Raw genomic sequence first — 20,153 nt, 5'->3', positions numbered from 1 at the left:
GCCCCATTGCTGGCCACGCCGGTGCGCGCGGACCCGCCCAGGTCCGCGGGCGGCGGGACCGGCCGGGCCAGCGGCGGCTCCTCGCCCCACGTGCGACCCGCCCCATCCTAGTCACGATCGGTGATCAATTGAACGGCCAGCGTGACGTCGCCGGGAAATTGAGTGCCGCCCACGCATGTGGACGCTGCCGGCGCCGATGAGTCTTCGGGCGACTGTTCTACCCGGGGCGGCGTGATGAACGGAGCCAGGATGGAGTTTCGGGTACTCGGGCCGGTGGGGGCCTGGAAGGGTGAATCGGAGGTGGCGCTGGACGGTGCGAAGCAGCGCACCGTGCTCGCGGCGTTGCTGCTCGCCGCGGGGCGTACCGTGCCGGACACCCGGCTGTGCGAGCTGCTCTGGGGGGAGCGCCCGCCGGCCACCTTCGCCGCCCAGCTCTACAACTACGTCTCGCGGCTGCGCAAGTACCTCGGCGCCGAGGTGGACATCGTCCGGCAGTGGTCGGGGTACCAGATCCGCACCGGTGCCGCCCGGCTCGACCTCGACGAGTTCGAGCGCCTGGCCGAGGCCGGTCGGGAGGCACTGCGCGACGGGCGGTACGCCGAGGCCGCCGAGCGGCTGCACGCCGCCATGTCGCTGTGGCGCGGCCCCGCGCTGTCCAACGTGACCGAGCACCTCGTGACGGCCGAGTCGCACCGGATGGCGGAGCTGCGGATGGCGGTCCTGGAGAGCCGGATCGAAGCCGACCTGCGGCTGGGACGCCACGTCCGGCTGGTCTCCGAGATCACCCAGCTCGTCGCCGAGCACCCGCTGCACGAGGGGCTGCGTGGCCACCTGATGACCGCCCTGCTGCACTGCGACCGGCAGGCCGACGCGCTGGCCGCCTACCACGAGGGCCGCCGGGTGCTCGCCGACGAACTGGGCGTCGACCCGGGGCCGCTGCTCACCGAGGCGTACCGGTCGATCCTCGCCGGGCCGCCGGCCCCGGCGGTCGTCGCGGAGCCGAGCTGGCACGGCGTGCGGCCCGCGATGCTCCCGCCCGGCGTCGGTGACTTCGCCGGCCGGGAGGAGGAGCTCAACGGGCTGCTCCGGGTGCTGACCGCCGAGCCGAGGGCCTGCCCGCCGGTCGCCGTGGTCACCGGGATGGCCGGCGTCGGCAAGAGCACGCTCGCCCTGCACGCGGCCCACCTCACCCGGACCGCCTTCCCCGACGGCCAGCTCTACGCCGACCTCGGCCGCGCGCGGGGCAACGCCGTCGAGCCGTACGACGTGCTCGGCTGGTTCCTGCGCAGCCTCGGCCACGCCGAGTCGGCGATCCCGAAGGGGCTCGACGAGCGGGTCCGGCTCTACCGCAGCCAGCTCGCCGGCCGGCGGCTGCTGGTCATGCTCGACGGCACCGCGGGCTACGAGCAGGTGAGCCCGCTGCTGCCCGGCGACCCCGGCTGTCAGGTCATCGTCACCAGCCGGCTCCGCATGCCCGAGCTGGCCGGCGCCACGTCGATCGAGGTCGGCACCCTCGACCGGGGGCAGGCGCTCGCGCTGCTCGGCCGGATCATCGGGGCGCAGCGGGTCGCCGAGGAGGCCGACGCCGCCGGCCGGATCGTCGAGCTGTGCGGTCGGCTCTCGCTCGGCGTCCGGGTCGCCGGATCCCGGCTGCTGGCGCGCCCGCACTGGTCGCTCGGGTACCTGGCGGACCGGCTCGCCGACGAGCGGTACCGGCTGGACGAGCTCCGGCTGGGCTCGATGGACGTCCGGGAACGGCTGGACAGCAGCTACCACCAGCTGGCCGACCTGGGCCAGCTCGCCCTGCGCCGGCTGGCGTTGCTGCGTACGCCGGCCTTCCCCAGCTGGTGCACCGCCGAGGTGCTGGGCGTGTCCCGGCACGCCGGCGAGGAGGTGGGGGAGAACCTGGTCGACGCCCGGCTGCTGGAGATCGTCGAGTCCGACGGCGGCCGGCGGCAGCGGTTCCGCTTCCACGACCTCGTGCGCGTCTTCGCCCGGGAGAAGGCCGACCAGGCCGACCGGGTGCTGGTGGCGGGCGCCGGGGCGCTGAGCGCGGTGGGGAACTGACCCGGCGACCGGCGGCACCCGGGGCTCCGGTATAGATGGTGCATGACCGTCGTCTGGGGCATCACTGTCGACTGCGCCGATCCGGCGCGCCTGGCCGCGTTCTGGCGCGAGGCCCTCGGCTACGTGGAAGCCCCCGTGCCGGAGGGCTTCGCGAGCTGGCAGGAGTGGCTGATCCGCTGGGAGGTGCCGCCGGAGGAGTGGAACGACGGCGCCTACCTGGTCGACCCGCGGGGGGTGGGGCCGAGTGTCTCGTTCCTCAAGGTGCCCGAGCCGAAGGTGGCCAAGAACCGGTTGCACATCGACATCAAGGCGGGCGGTCGGGACAATCCGCAGGAGGTTCGGTGGCCCCGCGTCACCGAGACCGTGCGGCGGCTGAGCGGGGCAGGCGCCACGGTGGTCAGTCAGGACGTGGTGGGCGGCGTCCCCAGCCACGTCGTGATGGCCGATCCCGAGGGCAACGAGTTCTGCGTCGTGTGACCCGCGGTTCAGCGGTGCCTGCGCCCACTCGTCCACACGGGTGCCCGGCCTGAGGCGACCCGCCGCGTTGTAGAGAAGATATAGCAGGTCGTCGCATGGTGGCCGGGTGAACGCCCTGACTACGGCCGACTGCGCGACGGCCGTCCCCGTCGACGTGGAGCACGTCGCCCCCGACACGATCGTGGCCCGAATCCGCCCCGACCTCAACGATCCGGTCTTCGCCGGCCACTACCCCGGATTTCCGCTGCTGCCCGGGGTCCACATCTTCGAGTTCGTGCACCGGGCGGTCCGCGCCGCGGCCCCCGAGCTGACGCTGGCCGAGATCGTCAGCTGCCGGTTCCTGCTGCCCTTCCGGGGCGACGACGAACTCGCCGTGACCATCCGCCGCAGCGGCGACCTGTGGCGGGGCGAGGTCGCCGCCGCCGCAGTGCCGGTCGCCGAGGTGCTGCTGCGCTACGCGAGCGAGGAGTGCGCACCATGATGGGGATCGAGGAGATCAGGCGGATCATTCCGCACCGGCCGCCGATGCTGCTGGTCGACCGGGTCACCGAGCTGGTGCCCCGCCGGCGGCTGGTGGGCTCGCTGACCGTCACCGGTGACCGGCCGCTGCCGATGTCGCTGCTGCTGGAGTCCTGGGGGCAGGCGGCGCTCGTGCTCATCCGGCACGACCGGCCGATGCCGGACGTGCTGACCGACGGCGTGCCGGTGGCCGGGGTCTTCGAGCGCATCCGGTTCGGCCGGCCGGTGCTGCCGGGGGAGACGGTGGAGCACCACGTCACCATGACCCGGCTGGTCGCCGACACCGCCTTCGTCACCGGCGAGAGCGTCGTCGGGTCCACCGTGGTGCTGCGGGTGGGCCGCCTGGTCGGTGCGATGCGGTCGGTGGAGTCCCTGCGCGCGTCCCTCGACGCGGCGACCCGGGAGTCCCACCCGGCGGTCCCCGCGCAGCCGGCCGAGCCGGCCCCGGTGGCGTCCGGGGCGGCGCGGTGAGCGCCGGTGGGCGGCCCGTCGCCCTGGTCACCGGCGGCTCTCGGGGGATCGGCCGGGCGGTGGTGCTGCGGCTGGTCCGGGACGGCTACGACGTGGCCATGTGCTACCAGTCCAGCAAGGACGCCGCCGACGAGGTCGTCGCGGAGGCGGCCGGAGACGGCGGGCGCGTGCTGGCGCTGGCGGTCGACGTCGCCGACCCCGCCGCGGTGCGGAACTTCGTGTCGACCACCGAGCGGGAGCTGGGCGACCCCGAGGCGGTGGTCACCGTCGCGGGGATCATCCGGGACCGGCCGCTGGCCCTGATGGCCGACGCCGACTGGCGCTCCGTGATGGAGGTGAACCTCGACGGCACCTACCACGTCTGCCGCGCGGTGGTCCGCCGGATGATGCGCCGGCGCAGGGGGTCGATCGTCACGGTCTCCTCGGTGTCCGGGGTGGCCGGCAACGCGATGCAGACGAACTACTCCGCCTCCAAGGCCGGGATCATCGGCTTCACCAAGGCGCTCGCCAAGGAGGTCGGCCGGTACGACATCCGGGCGAACGTGGTGGCGCCCGGCTACGTCGACACGGACATGATCGCCGCCCTCTCCGACGAGCTGGGCGCGATCGCCCGGGACCGGGTGGCCCTGGGCCGGCTCGGGCGTAGCGAGGAGATCGCCGACGTGGTGGCGTTCCTGCTCTCCTCCCGGGCGTCGTACCTGACCGGTCAGGTGGTCACCGTGGACGGCGGCCTGTCGATGTGACCGGCCGCCGGCCACGGCCGGCGGCCGGCCTCGGGTACCACGGTCCGAGCAGCCGGGTCAGGATCTCGGTGCGGTAGGCGTCCGCCCCGACCAGGATCCGGGCCCGGTTGCGGGCCACCCCGCGCAGGATGACGCGGGCGGCGTGCTCCGCCGTGACGTCCACCGAACGCTCGAAGTGCTCCCGGACCGCCTGGTAGTCGCGCAACCCGTCGTTGCGGGCGTTGCGCATGATGTTCGTCCTGATCCGGCCGGGATGTACGCAGCTCACCCCGACCGGCACCCCGTCGGCCCGCAGTTCCTGCGCCACCGCCTCCGTGAAGCCCCGGACGGCGAACTTGGCGGCGTTGTACCCGCTCTGCATCGGCGCACCGGCCAGCCCCAGCACGCTGGAGACGTTGACCAGGTGACCCCGCGACGCCGTCAACAGCGGCAGGAACGCCCGGGTGCCGTGCACGACTCCCCAGAAGTCGACGTTCATGACCCATTCGAGGTCTTCCCAGGCCCCGTCGGAGACCGAGGCGAGCAGGGTCACCCCGGCGTTGTTGACGACCAGGTCGGCGCGGCCGAAGTCGCCCTCGACCCGCTCGGCGTGTGCCAGCACCGCGGCCCGGTCCGACACGTCCAGCCGGTATCCGCGCACCTGGCCGTCGCGGCCCGCGCAGCGCCGTACGGTCTCCCGCAGCCCCTCGTCGTCCACGTCGGAGACGGCGAGCAGGGCGCCCCGGGCGGCCAGCTCGACGGCGAGCGCGCGGCCGATGCCCGAGCCGGCGCCGGTGACCACCGCCACCCTGTCAGTGAAGTCTCTCATCCTGGACCTTCTCGATCGGCCTTCGGGCCTCGGCGGTCCGTGCCCGGCGCAGACTTCCGCCGCCGGCTATGGCATTCCTATGCCGCGTCGATATGTAGAGAAGCTATGAGGCGGCTGCCCGAGCCTTTCTCCCGGCAGTCCTCGACACGGCTGCCGGCCGGGTTGACGAAGGGAGAACGATGTCGAGCATCTTCGGTTCGGCGATCACCGGGCTCGGCGCCTATCGGCCCACCCGCGTGGTCACCAACCCGGACATCGCACTGCGTACGGACGTGACCACGGAGTGGATCGAGGAGCGCACGGGCATCAAGACCCGGCACGCCGCCGGTCCCGGGGAGACCGTGCCGGTGATGTCGGCCGAGGCCGGCGCGAAGGCGCTGGCGATGGCGAACGTCGACCCCTCCGAGGTCGACCTGCTCATCCTGGCCACCGCCACCAAGCGGGATCGGATCCCGGGCGGCGCGCCGGAGGTCGCACACCGGATCGGCATCCCCGCCACCGGCGCGTTCGACCTGAACGCCGCCTGCGCGGGCTTCGCCTACTCGGTGTCGGTCGCGTCGAACGCGGTCCGGCTCGGCGAGGCGCGCAACGTGCTGGTCGTCGGCGCCGAGCACCTCACCGAGTTCATCGACCCCGAGGACCCGGCGACGTACGTCATCTTCGGCGACGGCGCGGGCGCCGCGGTGATCTCCCGCTCCGGGACCGAGGGCATCGGCCCGGTGGTGTGGGGCAGCGACGGCCGGCGGGCCCCGATCCTCGGCACCAAGTGGGCCAAGGACGGCAAGGAGTACGCCTCGATGAACGGGCCGCTGGTCTACCGGTGGTCCACCAAGAACATCCCCCCGGTCGCCCGGGAGGCCTGCGCCCGCGCCGGAATCGACCTGTCGGAGATCGACTGGTTCGTGCCGCACCAGGCGAACCTGCGGATCATCGAGCAGCTCGCCGAGATTCTGGAGATCCCCGAGGAGAAGGTCGCCCGGGACGTGATCGACACGGGGAACACCTCGGCGGCCTCGGTGCCGCTCGCGCTGAGCCGGCTGCACGAGAGCGGCCGTACCAAGCCCGGCGACAAGGCGCTGCTGCTCGGCTTCGGCGCCGGCCTCGCCTACGCCGGCCAGATCGTCCGGATGCCCTGAACACCCTCCCGAAAGGACACTGACATGACCGTTGACCAGGTGGCCGCCGACGTCGAGCAGCTGACCCGCAAGCTGATGACCGAGGAGCAGGACCGGCCGATCTCCGCCGACGACACCTTCGTGGACCTCGGCCTCGACTCGCTCAAGCTGGTCGACCTGCTCGGCGCCGCCGAGATGCACTTCGACATCGAGGTGCCGGACGAGGAGGTCGGCAACTTCGTCCGCGTCCGGGACCTCACCGACTTCGTGCTCGGCGCCAAGTGAACGCCGGCGACGGGGACACCCGGGAGCTGTCCGTCGGTCAGGCCGCGCAGTGGGCGCTGTACCGACTCGCGCCCGAGAGCTCGACCAGCAACGTGGTGACGGCCGTGCTCGCCGAGCCGGTCCTCGACACCGACGTGCTGCGGGCCGCCCTCGTCGCCGTGCAGGCTCGGCACGACCTGCTCCGGTCCCGGTTCGCCGAGACCGGAGCGGGGCCGGTGCGGCTCGTCGACCCCGCCGGCTCGGGCGCGATCGAGGTCCGCGACGTCGGCGACGTGGACGACGAGACCCTGCGTACGCTCATCCACGCCGTCGGCGAGCAGCCGCTCCGGCTCGAACAGGACGGCCCGCTGCGGGCGGTGCTGCTGCGCCGGCCCACGGACTGCGCGCTGGTGCTGGTCATCCACCACATCGCCACCGACGGGCTCTCCCAGTACCTGATCTGGCGGGACCTCGGCGACGCGTACCGGGCGGGTCGGGGCGGGGACACGGTGGACTGGCCGACGCGGCCCAGCTACGACGAGTTCGTCGCCCGCGAGCAGGCCATGCTGGCCGGGCCGCGGCGCGCCGAGCTGGCCGAGCACTGGGCCCGCACCTGCGCCGGCGCCACCGCCGCCACCCTGCCCACCGACCGGCCCCGCTCCGCCACCCGCTCGTACCGCGGCGCGTCCGTGGCCCGGATGCTGCCGGACGACGTCGCCCGGCAGGTACGCGCCACGGCCGCCACCCTGGCGGTGACCCCGTTCACGGTCCTGCTCGGCGTCTTCGAGGCGCTGCTGCACCGGTGCACGGGGCAGGGCGAGTTCACCATCGGCTGCCCGGTCTCGCTGCGGCGGGGGCGGGCGCTGCGGGAGGTCGTCGGGATGCTGGTGAACCCGGTCGTGCTGCGGTCGTCGTTCACCCCGGGCACCACCTTCGCGACGGCGATCGCCGCCGCGGGACGCCAGCTCTCGGAGGGCGTGGCACGCGCCGCCTACCCGTTCCCCCTGGTCCAGGCGGCCCGCCGGGACCGGGACCCGCTGGTGCGGGTCACCATCACGCTGCTCACCCGGCAGCACGGCGACACCCTGTCCGACACGAGCAACGGATTCGTCGGGCACCGGGTCCGCCAGCTGGTGGTGCCGTACGACGAGGGGCAGTTCGACCTCGCCGTGACGGTGCACCAGCTGCCCGACCTGGCCCTGCGTACCGAGTTCAACTACGACCGGGACCTGCTCGACCGCGCCACCGTCGAGCGGCTCTTCGACCAGTACCTGGCCCTGCTCGGCGCGGCCTGCGCCGACCCGGCCGCGACGGTGGCCGACGCCCGCCTGGCCGGCGACGTCGACGAGCGGATGCTGCTCGAACTCGGCATGAGCTGAGCACCCCGGTCATCCGGCGCCCGTCGTCGACGGGTGCCGCACAGCGCCCGCACGGCGGATGCGGGCGACCTTCCGTCAGCCCGGAGAGGGGGTTGAAATGGATCAGGGAATTCTCTCCACGGTCGGCAACACGCCCCTGGTGCGCCTGGACCGGTTGTTTCCCGAATTTCCCGCCCGGGCGTACGCGAAACTCGAACAGTTCAATCCGGGCGGGAGCATCAAGGACCGGGCCGCGCTGAACATGCTACGCGGAAAGATCGAATCCGGCGAACTGGTGCCGGGACGGTCCGTGGTGGTGGAGTCCAGCTCCGGCAACCTCGCCATCGGCCTGGCCCAGATCTGCGCGTACTTCGGGATCCGGTTCATCTGCGTGGTGGACCCGAAGACCACCCGGCAGAACCTGGCGGTGCTGGCCGCGTACCAGGCCGAGATCGACATGATCGAGCACCCCGACCCGGTGACCGGCGAGTATCTCGCGGTCCGGCGCCGCCGCGTGCGCGAGCTGGTGGAGACCGTGCCCGGCGCCTACCGCCCGGACCAGTACACCAACCCGCTCAACGCCCGGGCCCAGCGGCAGACCATGGCCGAGATCATGACCGAGCTGGACGGCCAGGTCGACTACCTGTTCTGCTCCACCGGCACCTGCGGCACCCTGGTCGGCTGCGCCGACTACCTGCGCGAGAACGGCCACCGCACCCGGATCGTCGCGGTCGACGCCGTCGGCAGCGCGATCTTCGGCCACCCGCCCGCGCCCCGGCTGATCCCCGGGCACGGCGCCTCGGTGGTGCCGCCGCTGGCCGCCAACGCCCGGCCGGACGAGGTGCTGCACGTCTCCGACCTCGACTGCGTGGTCGGCTGCCGGTTGCTGGCGGTCCGGGAGGCCATCCTCGCCGGCGGATCCTCCGGGGCGACGGTGGCCGCGCTGCGGCGCCGCATGGCCGACCTGCCCGCCGGGAGCACCAGCGTCCTGATCTTCCCGGACAACGGCGACCGCTACCTCGACACCATCTACTCCGATCGCTGGGTGACCGAACAGTTCGGCGAGGTCAGCCACCTGTGGAAGGGCGAAAAATGCTGATCATCGGCCATGCCGTGGTCCGGGACGTGCTCGACGGCGACGAGGCCCGGGTCATCGACCTCGTCCGGCAGGCGTACCTCCTGCACGAGCAGGGCCGCACCAGCGTGCCGCACTCGGTCTTCCTGCGCTTCCCCGACGCCGCCCGCAACCGCATCATCGGCCTGCCCGCGTACCTGGGCTCCGATCCGCCGGCCGCCGGCATGAAGTGGATCTCCTCGTTCCCGGCCAACATCGAGCGGGGCCTGGACCGCGCCAGCGCCGCCATCGTGCTGAACTCGCTGGAGACCGGCCAGCCCGAGGCGGTGATCGAGGGATCGGTCGTCTCCGCCCGGCGCACCGCGGCCGGCGCGGCCCTCGCCGCGCAGCTGCTGACCGCCGAGCGCCGCCCGGACGGCCTGGCGCTGATCGGCTGCGGGCTGATCAACGAGCAGGTGCTGCGCTTCCTGACGGTGGCCCTGACCCCGCCGGCCTCGCTGGTGCTGCACGACACCGACCCGCGCCGGGCCGAGGCGTTCGCCGCCCGCGCGGCGGCCCTGCTGCCGGCCACGACGATCAGCGTGGCGGCGAGCGCCGAGCAGGCCCTGGCCGCCCACCGGCTGGTCTCGATCGCCACCACCGCCAGCGAACCGCACCTGGAGCTGACCGCCTGCCAGCCGGGGAGCGTGGTCCTGCACCTGTCGCTGCGGGACCTGCACCCCGAGGCGATCCTGGCGGCCCGCAACGTCGTCGACGACCCCGACCACGTGTGCCGCGAGCGGACCTCGCTGCACCTGGCCGAGCAGCTCACCGGAGGCCGGGACTTCATCCACACCACCATCGGCCGGCTGGCCGGCGGTGCGGCGCTGCCCCCGGGCGACGGACCGGTGGTGGTCTCGCCGTTCGGGTTGGGCGTGCTGGACATCGCGCTGGCCGAACACGTCCGCCGCACGGCGGCCCAGCGGGGCCTCGGCGTGCGGATCGACGACTTCACACCCGTACCGGCCGCCGCCGTGGCGACCGCGCGACCCACGAGGGAGAGAACATGAGCGACGACGACCGCAGCTACCTGGTGGTGCTCAACGACGAGGAGCAGTACTCGATCTGGTGGAGCGACCGGGCGCTGCCGGCCGGCTGGCGGGCCGAGGGCACCGAGGGCACCCGGGACGAGTGCCTCAGCCGGATCAACGAGCTCTGGACCGACATGCGGCCGAAGAGCCTGCGCCTGCGCATGGACGGCGCGTCCGTCTGACAGGCCCACGGCAGGCGTGACCCCCGGCCGTCCGCGATCGACCCCCCACCCCGGAGGAGCACCCCGATGAGCACCCCTCTGTCCACCCTGCCGGCCGCCGGAGCGGGCACGGTCGATCCCGTCGTCCTGCCGGACCTGATCGCCCGCCAGGCCGCGGCGACGCCCGACGCGACCGCGGTGCTCGCCGGCGACGTACGGGTCGGCTACGCCGAACTCGACCGGCGCGCCAACCAGCTCGCCCAGCACCTGGTCGGGCTGGGCGTCGGTCCGGAGTCGACGGTCGGCGTGTACCTGCGCCGGGGGGTCGACCTCGTGGTCGCCCTGCTCGGGGTGTGGCGGGCCGGCGGCGCGTACCTGCCGCTGGACCCGGCGCACCCGGTGGACCGGCGACGGTGGATCGTCGCCGACACCGGGGTGGACGTCGTGCTCACCCAGACCGACCTGCGCGACGACGCCCTGGCCGGGCCGTCCCACGTGGTCTGCCTGGACGCCGACCGGGCGCGGATCGCGGCCGGACCGGACACCGCGCCGGCAATCCGCATCGACCCCGACAACGCGGCGTACGTCATCTACACCTCCGGGTCGACCGGCCGTCCCAAGGGCGTGGTCGTCACCCACGGGGCCATCGGCAACCGGGTGGCCTGGACGGTCCGGCAGCACGGCCTGTCGCCGGCGGACCGGGTGTTGCAGAAGACCGCGGTGAGCTTCGACGCGGCCGGCTGGGAGTTCTTCGCCCCGCTGATCTGCGGGGCGACGGTGGCGCTCGCGCCGGACGGCGCCGAACGCGACCCGGCGGCGCTGGTGGCGGCGGTCGTCCGGTCCGGGGCGACCGTGCTCCAGGGCGTGCCCTCGGTGCTGCAACTGGTGACGGAGGAGCCGGACTGGCCGAGGTGCACCACGCTGCGGCTGGTCTTCTCCGCCGGCGAGCCGCTGCACGCCGAGCTGTGCCAGCGGCTGGCGGTGGCGCCCGGGACCCGGGTCTGGAACACCTACGGCCCGACCGAGTGCGCCATCGACGTGACCGCCCAGCAGGTCGACCTCGCCCAGCGCACCGGGCCGGTGCCGATCGGCCGGCCGCTGGACAACCTCCGCCTCCAGGTGCTGGACGCCAACCGGCGGCCGGTGCCGATCGGCGTGGTCGGCGACCTCTACGTGGGCGGGGCCGGGCTCGGCCGCGGGTACCTCAACCGGCCCGACCTGACCGCGGAGCGGTTCGTTCCGGACGAGTACGGGCCGCCCGGCGCGCGGCTCTACCGCACCGGCGACCAGGTCCGGTGGCGCTCGGACCGGAGCCTGGAGTTCGTCGGCCGCGCCGACGACCAGCTCAAGATCAATGGGGTACGCATCGAGCCGGGCGAGGTGGAGGCCGCGCTGGCTGCCCACCCCGACGTCCGGCGGGCGGTCGTCGTCGGCTTCGCCGAGCCCGGCGGCAGCCCCCGGCTGGCCGCGTACGTCGCCAGCCGGCGCCCCCTGAGCAGCCCGGAGCTGCGGGCCTTCCTGACCGACCGGCTGCCCGACGCCCTGGTGCCGGCCGTGTTCGTCCCGGTGGCGGAGTTCCCGCTGACCACCGGCGGGAAGGTCGACCGGGCCGCGCTGCCGCCCGTCGAGACCATCGACCGCACGGCCTACCTGGCCCCGCGCACCGACGCCGAGCGCCTGGTCGCCCGGCTCTGGCAGGAGCTGCTCGACGTCGACCGGGTGGGGGTGCACGACGACCTCTTCCAGCTCGGCGGGTCGTCGCTGGTGACCGTACGCCTCGCCAGCCGCCTCGCCGCCGAGTCCGGCGTGCGCATCGAGCTGCGGGAGCTGCTCGCCGCGAGCACCGTCGAGGCGCAGGCCGCCCTGCTGACCGACGGCGACCCCGCGACGCCGGCGGTGGTCCCGGTGCCCCGCACCGGCGCGCTGCCGCTCTCCCCGGCCCAGCGGCGGCTGTGGCTGCTGGACCAGCTGCACCCGGGCAGCCCCGAGTGGGTGGTGCCGCTCTACTTGCGCCTGCCCGGCTCGCTGACCCCCGACACCGTACGGGCGGCGCTGACCGCGCTCGAGGCCCGGCACGAGGCGCTGCGCACCCGCTACCTGACCCACGACGGCGAGCCGCACCAGCGGATCGACCCGCCCGGCCCCGTCGACCTCACGATCCGTGACGCCGCCGAGGTCCCGCTCGTCGACCTCGTCGACGCGCAGCTCGGCCGGGGCTTCGACCTGCGCACCGGGCCGCTGTGGCGGGCCACCCTGGTCACCTCGGCCGGGGCGGACCACCTGCTGCTGGTGGCGCTGCACCACATCGCCTCCGACGCGACCACCGCCGGGGTCCTGGAGCGGGACCTGCGGGAACTCTGCGCGGCCGGCGCCGCCGGCCGGGAGCCCGACCTGCCGGAGCTGACGGTGCACTACGCCGACTACGCGGCCTGGCAGCGCGGGTACCTCACCGACGACCGGGTCGAGCGGGAGCTCGGCTTCTGGCGCGAACACCTGGCGGGGGTGCCCGAGCTGACCCTCCCGCTGGACCGGCCCCGGCCGGCCGAGCGCGACCCGCGCGGGGCGCACGTCGAGTTCGAGGTGCCGGCGCAGCTCGCGGAGAAGCTGACCGCGCTGGGCCGGCGCTGCTCGGCGACCCCGTTCATGACCATGCTGGCGGGCTTCGCCACGCTGCTGGCCCGCTACAGCGGGCAGTGGGACGTCGCCGTCGGCGCGCCCACCTCCGGTCGACGCCCCGCCGAGGCGGAACAGATCGCCGGGGTCTTCCTCAACCCCGTGGTGGTGCGCTGCACCCTGGACCCGGCAGCCCCGTTCGAGGCGGCCCTGCGGGCCGTGCGGTCCCGGACCCTGGCCGCCCTCGCCCACCAGGACCTGCCCTTCGAGCGGGTGGTCGACGACCTCGTCGACGTCCGCGACCTCTCCCGCACCCCGCTCTACCAGGTGATGCTCAACGCCCAGGAGGGCGGCATCACCGGCCAGTCGACCGACGACGAGGCCCTGCTGGACGCCCTGCGCCGGGCGGCCCGGATCGCCAAGACCGACCTCACGATGCACGTCTGGCCCCGCCCCGACGGCACCCTGGCCGGCAGCCTGGAGTACGCCACCGCCCTGTTCGACGAGTCGACCGTGCGGCGGATGGCCGAGCACTTCGTCCGGCTGCTCGCCGCGGCGGTGGCCGAGCCGGGCACCCCGCTCGACGACCTCGACCTGCTCTCGCCGGGCGAGCGCCACCTGCTCCTGCACGAGGTGCACGGGCCCACCGTGCCCCGCTCCGCCGCGACCGTCTGCGACCTCTTCGAGGCCCAGCGACGCCGGACGCCGGACGCGGTGGCGCTGCGGCACGGCGACCTCACCACCACCTACGCGACGTTGGACGACCGGGCCAACCAGTTCGCCCACCACCTGCGGCGCTCGGGCGTCGCCCGGGGCGCGGTGGTGGCCGTGCTGCTGGACCGGGGCGTCGACCTGGTCGCGGCGATCCTCGGCGCCTGGAAGGCGGGCGCGGCCGTGCTCCCGCTCGACCCGTCGTACCCCGCCGAGCGGATCGGGCACATGCTCGCCACCGCCGGCGTGGAGCTGGGCGTCACCCAGGCGGCGTACGCGCCAAGGTTCACCGTGCCGACCCTGCACGTGGACACCCACCGGCTGATGGTCTGCGCCGGCCCCACCCACCGGCCGGACCGGGACACCGACCCGGAGGAGACGGCCTACGTGCTGTTCACCTCCGGGTCGACCGGCCGCCCCAAGGGCGTGGCGCTGCCGCACCGGGCGGTGTCCAACTTCCTCGCCTGCGCCGTCGAGACCGAGGCCCTGGGCGACCGGGGCGCGCGCGGGGGACGGGGCGACGGCGCGCCGCTGTTCACCACCATCGCCTTCGACCTGTCCATTCCCAACCTGTTCAGCCCGCTGGTCTCGGGTCAGGCGGTGACCCTGCTGCCCGCCGCCCTCGACATCGCCGAACTGGGCGCCCTGCTCGTCAAGGCCGGCCCGTTCGACCGGTTCATCATGACCCCGCCGCACCTGGAACTGCTCACCGAGCAGCTCGACGACGAGCAGGCGGGTCAGCTCTCCGGCCTGATCTGGACGGCCGGCGCGGCGCTGCGCAAGGAGACCGCCAACCGGTGGCTGGACCGGCTCGGGCCGGGTGGCCTCACCAACAGCTACGGGCCGACCGAGACCACCGTCATCATGACGGCCCACCCGGTCGAGACGCCGCAGACCACCGACATCGTGCCGATCGGCCGGGCGATGGCGAACACCACCGTCCGGGTGCTCGACGACGCGCTGCGGCTGCTCCCGGTCGGGGTCGTCGGCGAGCTGTACATCGGCGGGGAGTGCCTGGCCACCGGGTACGCCGGCCGGCCGGACCTCACCGCGGAGAGGTTCGTGCCCGACCCGTACGGGCCGCCGGGCAGCCGGCTGTACCGCAGCGGGGACCTGGTCCGGATGCGCCCCGACGGGGTGATGGACTTCGTCGGCCGGGCCGACGACCAGGTGAAGGTGCGCGGCTACCGCATCGAACTCGGCGAGATCCGCGCCGTCGTCGAGGAACACCCCGGGGTGACCCGGTGCGCGGTCGTCGTCCACGAGGAGCGGCTGGTCGCCTTCCACCGGGGCGAGGCGCCCGACCTGGCCGCGCACTGCGCCCGGCTGCTGCCCGACTACATGACGCCGAGCCTGCTCGTGCCGGTGGCCGAGATCCCGCTCAACGCCAACGGCAAGGTGGACCGCGCCGCCCTGCTCAACCTGCTTTCCGACGCCGTGTCGACCGGCGCCGCCGGCACCGAGGACGGCCTCGTCGCGCCCCGCACGGTCGTCGAGGAACGCCTCTGCGCGATCTGGAGCGACCTGCTGGGCGTGCCCGTCGGCGTACGGCACAACTTCTTCGCCATGGGCGGGCACTCCGTGCTGGCGGGCCGGCTGGTCGCCGGCCTCCAGGAGGAGTTCGACCTCGACGTGTCGCTCCGGCTCGTCTTCGAGCACCCGACCGTCGAGGCGATGGCGGGCGCGGTGGAGGACCTCATCCGGGCCGAGGTGGACGCGCTGTCCGACGCCGACCTGACCGAAGACCTGCGGCAGACCAAGGAGCACCAGGCATGACCTCGACCGCGAACCAGCCCAACCTGCGCGAGTCGCTCGTCCAACGCCGGCTGGCGGGCCGGGCCGCCGGTCGGCGCGCCGGGATCCCGACCGTCGACCGCTCGGGCGACCTGCCGCTCTCCTTCGGCCAGCAGCAGATGTGGTTCCTCAACCGGCTGGACCCCACCAGCCCGGAGTACCTGGTCTCCTCGGCGCTGCGGCTGCGCGGCCCGCTGGACCGGGCCGCGCTGGCCCGGGCGTGGGACGCCCTGATCGCCCGGCACGAGATCCTGCGCACCCGGTACGCGATGGCCGACCTGACGCCGGTGCAGGTCGTCGACGAGCCCCGCCCGCAGGAGCTGCCGCTGGTCGACCTCTCCGGGGTGGCCGGGGCCGAGCGCGACGACCGGGTCGCCGAGGCGACGGCCGAGCTGACCGCCACCGGCTTCGACCTGGCCACCGAGTGGCCGGTACGGGCGACGCTGCTGCGCCTGGACGAGGCCGAGCACCTGCTGGTGCTGGTGCTCCACCACATCGCCTGCGACGCGCCCTCCACGGCGGTGCTCCTCGGCGACCTGGCCGAGCTGTACGGCGCGTACGTCCGGGGCGAGTCCTCGCCGCTGACGCCGCCGGCCGTGCAGTTCGCCGACTTCGCCGCGTGGCAGCGCGACCGGCTGCGCGGCGAGCCGCTGGAGCGGCACCTGGAGCACTGGCGCGACCGCCTCGCCGGCATCGCCCCGCTGGAGCTGCCCGCCGACCGGCCCCGGCCCCGCGTGCGCGACTGGCGGGGCGCGTCGGTCCCGTTCGCGCTCTCCGCCGACCTCTCCGCCGCGCTGCGCGAGATCGCCCGCGGCGCGGAGACCACCCTCTTCGTCACCCTGCTCACCGCCTTCCAGGCGCTGCTGTCGCGCCACACCGGCCGGACCGACATCCCCGTGGGCAGCGTGACGTCCGTGCGCGACCGCGCCGAGCTGCGCAACCTGGTCGGGTACGGGATCGACAACCTCGTCCTGCGGGGCAGTTGGACGGGGGACCCCACCTTCGCCGACCTGCTGCGCGGCACCCGCGCCACGGTGCGCGACGCCTTCGCCCACGCCGACGTGCCGTTCGCGCTGCTGGTCGACGAGTTCGAACCGGAACGGGACCTGTCCCGCACCCCGCTCTACCAGGTCGCCTTCACCCTGGGCGACGACGCTCCCGGCGGCGCCTGGCCGGCGGGCCTCGCCGCCGAGACGCTCTGGCTGCCCACCCGGGTCGCCAAGGTCGACCTGCAACTGCACGTCGTCGAGGGCGCCGACGGCCGCCTGCGCGGGCACCTGGAGTACGCGACCGCGCTGTTCGACGGCGCCACCGTGCGGCGGATGGCCGACCACCTCGGCCGGCTGCTGGAGCACGTCGGGGCCGACCCGCACGCCCGGATCTCCGAGCTGCGCATCCTCGACGACGCCGAGCTCGCGGCGGCGACCCCCGCCCCGGCCCGCCCCGCCGCGCCGGTGACCGGCACGGTGCACGGCGTCTTCGCCGCCACCGCCGCCGCCCACGCCGACGCGACCGCCGTCGTGGACGGCGCGCGACGCTGGACGTACGCCGAACTGGACGCCACCGCGAACCGGCTGGCGCACCACCTGCGGGCCCTCGGCGCCGGCCCGGAGCGGCTGGTGGCGGTCTGCCTGGACCGCCGCGCGGAGCTGGTCTCCACCCTGCTGGGCGTGCTGAAGTCCGGGTCGGCGTACCTGCCGGTGGAGCCCGGCGTCCCCGCCGACCGGCTCGACTTCATGCTGACCGATGCCGCGGCGCGGATCGTGGTGACCACCGAGGCCCACCGGGCGCGGTTCGCCGACTTCGACGGCGTCGTGGTGGTGCTGGACGACCCCGGGCACGCCGGGGAGATCGCCGGGCGCCCCGGCACCGACCCGGGCGTCGCCGTCGACCCCGAAAACCTGATCTACGTCATCTACACCTCCGGGTCGACCGGCCGCCCCAAGGGCGTGTACCTGACCCACGCCAACGTGCTGCGCCTGACGACCGTGGCGCAGGACGACCTGAACTTCGGCCCCGCCGACGTGTGGCCGCTGTTCCACTCGTACGCCTTCGACGTGTCGGTGTGGGAGCTGTGGGGCGCGCTGCTGCACGGCGGCCGGCTGGTGGTCGTGCCCCGCGAGGTCACCCGTTCCCCCGGCGACCTGCTCGACCTGCTGGTCGAGGAGCAGGTCACCGTGCTCAACCAGACCCCGACGGCCTTCCGCGGCCTGGTGGGGCTGGCCCGCGACGGCGACCCCCGCGTCGACCGGCTCGCGCTGCGCGCGGTCATCTTCGCCGGGGAGAAGCTGGAGTACGGCGACCTCGGCCCCTGGGTGGCCCGGCGCGGGCTGGCCGCGCCCCGGCTGCTGAACCTCTACGGGATCACCGAGATCACCGTGCACGCCACCTACTACGAGGTGCGCCCCGACGACCTGACCGGCACCGCCAACCCGGTCGGCGTCCCGCTGGCCGACCTGAGCATCCACCTGCTCGATCCGTACGGCAACCCGGTCCCGGTCGGCGTCACCGCCGAGATCCACGTCGGCGGGCCCGGCGTGGCCCGGGGCTACCTGAACCGGCCCGAGCTGACCGCCCAGCGGTTCGTGCCCGACCCGTTCGGCCCGCCCGGCGCCCGCCTCTACCGCAGCGGCGACCTGGCCCGCCGGCGCGCCGACGGCAGCCTGGAGTTCGTCGGCCGCATCGACGACCAGGTGAAGATCCGGGGCTACCGGGTCGAGCTGGGCGAGATCGAGGCCGCCATCTCGGCCCTGCCCGGGGTGCGCGAGGCCGTGGTCGTCGTCCGCGAGGACACCCCCGGCGACCGGCGGCTGGTGGCGTACTCGGTCGTCGACGAGCAGGCGGAGCTGCCCCGGCCGGGGCAGGTGCGCGCGGCGCTGGCCCGCACCCTGCCCGAGTACATGATCCCGTCGGCGTTCGTCCCGCTGGCCCGGCTGCCGCTGACCGTCAACGGCAAGCTCGACAAGCGGGCGCTGCCCGCACCCGACCGGGCCGTCACCGCCACCGACCGGCCCTACCTGGCGCCGCGTACGGAGGTGGAGGCGCGGCTCGCCGCGATCTGGGCCGAACTGCTCGGCCTGGAGCGGGTCGGCGTCGAGGACGGCTTCTTCGACGTCGGCGGCGACTCGATCCGCGCCGTGGCGCTCGCCGCCGCCATCCGGGCCGCCGGCTTCGACGTGCAGGTGCGCGACCTCTTCGAGCGCCGCAGCATCGCCGAGCTGGCGGAGTTCCTCACCGGACGCCCCGCGCCGGCCGCGCCGGAGCCGGCCGCCGAGCCGTTCGCGCTGATCTCCGAGGCCGACCGGGCCGCGCTGCCCGACGGCGTCGTCGACGCGTACCCCTGCACGCAGGTGCAGCTCGGCATGCTCGCCGAGATGCTCGCCGACGAGCACAACCACTACCTCAACGCCACCACCTACCGCATCCCCGACGCCGGCGAGTTCTCGCTCGACGCGTTCCGGGAGGCCGCCGCGCTGCTGGTGCGGCGGCACGAGGTGCTGCGCACCTCGTTCGACCTGACCGGCTACTCGGTGCCGATGCAGCTCGTGCACGCCACCGCCGAGATGCGGGTCGGCATGGACCGGGCGCAGGCCGCCGACCGGGCCGGCCTGGAGCGTGAGCTGCGCGACTTCATCGCCGCCGAGCGGGCCGACATGTTCGACCTCGGCGAGCCGGCGCTGTTCCGGCTGCACGCGCGCGTCTGCGCCGACGGGAGCTGGTGGCTCACCCTCACCGAGTGCCACCCGATCATGGACGGCTGGAGCTACCACTCGCTGATGATGGAGCTGGTCGGCGCGTACCACCGGATCCGCGACGGGCTGCCGGTCGAACCGCGCCCGGCGCCGCCGGTGCGCTTCGCCGACGCCGTCGCCGCCGAGCTGCGCTCCACCGGCGAGGGGACGGACCGCGCCTTCTGGCACGACCGGGTCGCCGGCCGGGACCGGTTCGTGCTGCCCGAGGGCTGGGGCGACCCGACCGCCGCCGACGGCGCCCAGTACGACCATTGGGTGCCGCTGCACGACCTGGAGCCGGGCCTGCGGGCGCTGGCCCGCCAGACCGGCGTGCCGTTCAAGTCGGTGATGCTGGCCGCGCACCTGAAGGTGATGAGCCAGCTCACCGGGTCGGGGTCGTTCTTCACCGGGCTGGTGTCCAACATCCGCCCCGAGGTCGCCGGCGCCGACCGCGTCTACGGCATGCACCTGAACACGGTGCCGTTCGTGCACGACGCGGGCGCGCGGACCTGGCGGGAGCTGATCGGGCGGACGTTCGCCGGGGAGCTGGAGCTGTGGCCGCACCGCCGGTACCCGCTGCCGGTGCTCCAGCGGGAGGTCGGCGACGGCGGCCGGATGCTGGACGTCCGGTTCAGCTTCCACGACTTCCACCAGATCGACACCGACGAGATCGACTACGCCGACTCGATCGACGACAGCCCCAACGAGTTCCCGCTCGGCGTGATCAGCCGGCTCGGCTTCCTCACGCTGGAGGCCAACCTGCGCCACCTCGGCGTGCCGCAGGTCGCCCGCCTCGGTGGCATGTACCGGGCGGTGCTGGAGGCCATGGTGGCCGACGTGGACGGTGACGCGTCGGTGGTGTGCCTGCCTCCGGGTGAGGTGTCGGTGGTGCTGGCCGACGGGGCGTCGGCGGTGGCGCCGTTGTCGCGTTCGGTGCTGGCCGAGTTCGAGGCGCGGGCGGCGGAGACGCCGTCGGCGGAGGCGGTGTCGGTGCCGGGCGGCGCGGGGATCGACTTCGCGGGGCTGGACGCCCGGGCCGGGCAGGTCGCCCGCTGGTTGGCCGCCCGGGGTGTGGGTGCCGGTGCGGTGGTGGGTGTGTTGCTGGACCGGGGTGTGGAGTTGGTGGCGTCGATGCTGGGGGTGTGGAAGGCGGGTGCGGCGTTCGTGCCGGTGGAT

The 20,153-nt window shown here is 74.2% G+C and carries 14 protein-coding genes; 13 read left to right on the top strand and 1 reads right to left on the bottom strand.

Annotation, left to right across the window (positions count from 1 at the left end):
• Positions 1-249 precede the first annotated feature (249 nt).
• The 5 genes from ACLQ20_RS31080 (at position 250) to ACLQ20_RS31060 (ending at position 4,277) form a co-directional block, all read left to right on the top strand.
• Positions 250-2,067 (top strand): AfsR/SARP family transcriptional regulator, encoded by a 1,818-nt coding sequence (locus tag ACLQ20_RS31080; protein WP_327028808.1) that lies wholly within the window; start codon positions 250-252, stop codon positions 2,065-2,067.
• Between the two features lie 42 nt (positions 2,068-2,109).
• The gene (locus tag ACLQ20_RS31075; protein ID WP_151456118.1) at positions 2,110-2,544 is read left to right on the top strand and encodes a VOC family protein; all 435 of its coding nucleotides are present in this window, start codon (positions 2,110-2,112) and stop codon (positions 2,542-2,544) included.
• A 106-nt stretch (positions 2,545-2,650) separates the two neighbouring features.
• Positions 2,651-3,025, top strand: coding sequence for a hypothetical protein (locus ACLQ20_RS31070; RefSeq protein WP_425858331.1), 375 nt, complete (start codon positions 2,651-2,653; stop codon positions 3,023-3,025).
• On the top strand, positions 3,022-3,534 hold the full coding sequence (locus ACLQ20_RS31065) for a 3-hydroxyacyl-ACP dehydratase FabZ family protein (RefSeq protein ID WP_151456120.1): 513 nt from the start codon (positions 3,022-3,024) through the stop codon (positions 3,532-3,534). The genes ACLQ20_RS31070 and ACLQ20_RS31065 overlap by 4 nt, the downstream gene beginning before the upstream one ends.
• Positions 3,531-4,277, top strand: a complete 747-nt coding sequence (locus ACLQ20_RS31060; RefSeq protein ID WP_132240741.1) for an SDR family oxidoreductase — start codon at positions 3,531-3,533, stop codon at positions 4,275-4,277. Before ACLQ20_RS31065 ends, ACLQ20_RS31060 begins: the two co-directional genes overlap by 4 nt.
• Here the strand turns inward: ACLQ20_RS31060 and ACLQ20_RS31055 are convergent.
• Entirely contained in the window at positions 4,249-5,085 is an 837-nt protein-coding gene (locus ACLQ20_RS31055; RefSeq protein WP_151456121.1) for an SDR family NAD(P)-dependent oxidoreductase, read from the bottom strand. The two genes, ACLQ20_RS31060 and ACLQ20_RS31055, sit on opposite strands and share 29 nt — an antisense overlap.
• Before the next feature lie 179 nt (positions 5,086-5,264).
• On the opposite strand from ACLQ20_RS31055, the gene ACLQ20_RS31050 reads away from it, so the two are divergent.
• The 8 genes from ACLQ20_RS31050 to ACLQ20_RS31015 form a co-directional block, all read left to right on the top strand.
• Entirely contained in the window at positions 5,265-6,221 is a 957-nt protein-coding gene (locus ACLQ20_RS31050) for a beta-ketoacyl-ACP synthase III (protein WP_151456122.1), read from the top strand.
• 24 nt (positions 6,222-6,245) lie between these two features.
• Positions 6,246-6,485: an acyl carrier protein gene (locus ACLQ20_RS31045; protein ID WP_151456123.1), complete on the top strand. Its 240-nt coding sequence runs from the start codon at positions 6,246-6,248 to the stop codon at positions 6,483-6,485.
• On the top strand, positions 6,482-7,843 hold the full coding sequence (locus ACLQ20_RS31040) for a condensation domain-containing protein (protein WP_327028807.1): 1,362 nt from the start codon (positions 6,482-6,484) through the stop codon (positions 7,841-7,843). The genes ACLQ20_RS31045 and ACLQ20_RS31040 overlap by 4 nt, the downstream gene beginning before the upstream one ends.
• A gap of 97 nt (positions 7,844-7,940) precedes the next feature.
• A complete protein-coding gene (gene sbnA / locus ACLQ20_RS31035) occupies positions 7,941-8,921 on the top strand; it encodes a 2,3-diaminopropionate biosynthesis protein SbnA (RefSeq protein ID WP_151455037.1) in 981 nt (326 codons plus the stop codon).
• A complete protein-coding gene (sbnB, locus tag ACLQ20_RS31030) occupies positions 8,915-9,946 on the top strand; it encodes a 2,3-diaminopropionate biosynthesis protein SbnB (protein WP_358122500.1) in 1,032 nt (343 codons plus the stop codon). Before sbnA ends, sbnB begins: the two co-directional genes overlap by 7 nt.
• Positions 9,943-10,149 (top strand): MbtH family protein, encoded by a 207-nt coding sequence (locus tag ACLQ20_RS31025; RefSeq protein WP_121401347.1) that lies wholly within the window; start codon positions 9,943-9,945, stop codon positions 10,147-10,149. Before sbnB ends, ACLQ20_RS31025 begins: the two co-directional genes overlap by 4 nt.
• Positions 10,150-10,215: 66 nt before the next feature.
• The gene (locus ACLQ20_RS31020; protein ID WP_358122497.1) at positions 10,216-15,228 is read left to right on the top strand and encodes an amino acid adenylation domain-containing protein; all 5,013 of its coding nucleotides are present in this window, start codon (positions 10,216-10,218) and stop codon (positions 15,226-15,228) included.
• Positions 15,225-20,153: amino acid adenylation domain-containing protein (locus ACLQ20_RS31015; RefSeq protein WP_425858329.1), on the top strand; the 4,929-nt coding region annotated here is incomplete at its 3' end. The genes ACLQ20_RS31020 and ACLQ20_RS31015, both read left to right, overlap by 4 nt.

Source organism: Micromonospora sp. DT46 (assembly GCF_049841735.1).
Lineage (GTDB): Bacteria > Actinomycetota > Actinomycetes > Mycobacteriales > Micromonosporaceae > Micromonospora > Micromonospora reichwaldensis.
The sequence above is the reverse complement of the archived record's forward strand: the minus strand, read 5'-3'. Positions and strand labels throughout refer to the sequence as shown.

Bases quoted from the DNA above. Each gene is read 5' to 3' on its own strand.
- ACLQ20_RS31080 (WP_327028808.1), top strand. From the start codon at position 250: ATGGAGTTTCGGGTACTCGGGCCGGTGGGGGCCTGGAAGGGTGAATCG.
- ACLQ20_RS31075 (WP_151456118.1), top strand. From the start codon at position 2,110: ATGACCGTCGTCTGGGGCATCACTGTCGACTGCGCCGATCCGGCGCGC.
- ACLQ20_RS31065 (WP_151456120.1), top strand. From the start codon at position 3,022: ATGATGGGGATCGAGGAGATCAGGCGGATCATTCCGCACCGGCCGCCG.
- ACLQ20_RS31055 (WP_151456121.1), bottom strand. From the start codon at position 5,085: ATGAGAGACTTCACTGACAGGGTGGCGGTGGTCACCGGCGCCGGCTCG.
- ACLQ20_RS31050 (WP_151456122.1), top strand. From the start codon at position 5,265: ATGTCGAGCATCTTCGGTTCGGCGATCACCGGGCTCGGCGCCTATCGG.
- ACLQ20_RS31045 (WP_151456123.1), top strand. From the start codon at position 6,246: ATGACCGTTGACCAGGTGGCCGCCGACGTCGAGCAGCTGACCCGCAAG.
- sbnA (WP_151455037.1), top strand. From the start codon at position 7,941: ATGGATCAGGGAATTCTCTCCACGGTCGGCAACACGCCCCTGGTGCGC.
- sbnB (WP_358122500.1), top strand. From the start codon at position 8,915: ATGCTGATCATCGGCCATGCCGTGGTCCGGGACGTGCTCGACGGCGAC.
- ACLQ20_RS31025 (WP_121401347.1), top strand. From the start codon at position 9,943: ATGAGCGACGACGACCGCAGCTACCTGGTGGTGCTCAACGACGAGGAG.
- ACLQ20_RS31020 (WP_358122497.1), top strand. From the start codon at position 10,216: ATGAGCACCCCTCTGTCCACCCTGCCGGCCGCCGGAGCGGGCACGGTC.